Source organism: Micromonospora sp. M51, assembly GCF_018070305.1.
Taxonomy (GTDB): domain Bacteria; phylum Actinomycetota; class Actinomycetes; order Mycobacteriales; family Micromonosporaceae; genus Micromonospora; species Micromonospora parva.
In genome coordinates this window covers 1-945 of record NZ_JAGPXZ010001277.1, presented here as the reverse complement: position 1 = coordinate 945, position 945 = coordinate 1, and the positions used below count along the sequence as shown (strand labels likewise).

The following is a 945-nucleotide window of genomic DNA, read 5'->3' as shown; positions in this document are numbered from 1 at the left end:
CCGCTGCACGGGGTGTACGCCACCGTCAGGTCCCGTGGCCCGTCCGGGTCGATCACCGCGGTGGCCCGTTCGACGTACGAGGCGACCAGGTCGTCGCCGAGCACCTGACCGGGCTCGCCCAACGGCACCTGGGTCAGCGGCCCGACCGACCGGATGGCCGCCTCGATTCCGGCGTCGGCGGGCGGCACGATCTGCGCCCCGGCGCCCAACTCGCCGCCCAGCTCCGCGCCGAGATAGACCTTGTAGCCGTTGTCCTGCGGCGGGTTGTGGCTGGCCGTGACCATCACGCCGGCGACCCCGCCGAGGTGCCGCACGGCGTACGCCAGCACCGGGGTGGGCAGCGGGCGGGGCAGCAGCAGCGCCGGGCGGCCAGCGCCGGTGGCCACCTGGGCGGTGCGCTCGGCGAACTGCCGCGAGCCGTGCCGGGCGTCGTACCCGATCACCAGCGGGCCGGTGCCACCCTGGGCCGCGAGCCAGGTGACCAGGCCGGCAGCGGCCTGGGTGACCACGGCGAGGTTCATGCCGTTCGGGCCGGCGCGCAGCGGGCCGCGCAGGCCCGCCGTGCCGAAGGTCAGCGGGCCGGCGAACCGGTCGGCCAGCTCCGACGCGCTCGCGGGTAGCCCGTCGAGCACCGCCGTCAGCTCGTCCCGGCTGGCCGGGTCGGGGTCGTCGGCCAGCCAGCGCCGGGCTTGCTCACGAATGTCGTCGATGTCAGTGGTGTCCGCCGCCATGCCCCTTGATAGCACGGCGACGGATCATCCCTGTCGGTTCCCTCCGGCTCAGCCGTCCCCGGTGAGCTGGAACGTGCGCGCCATCTCGTCGAAGATCGGCTTGCTCTCCGCGAACTTGGCGTCGGTGGCGGTGAGGTAGAACGAGTACGCCTTGCCGGCCTGCGCCTCGCCCCGCCAGTTGCCGTGCCGCATCACGTCACCCTCGCCGCTGGTG

The 945-nt window shown here is 74.3% G+C and carries 1 pseudogene; it reads right to left on the bottom strand.

Features of this window, described 5'->3' with window-relative positions:
- A pseudogene (locus KBX53_RS34265) lies at positions 1-731 on the bottom strand (phospho-sugar mutase); the annotation flags it as partial.
- Positions 732-945: the final 214 nt, after the last annotated feature.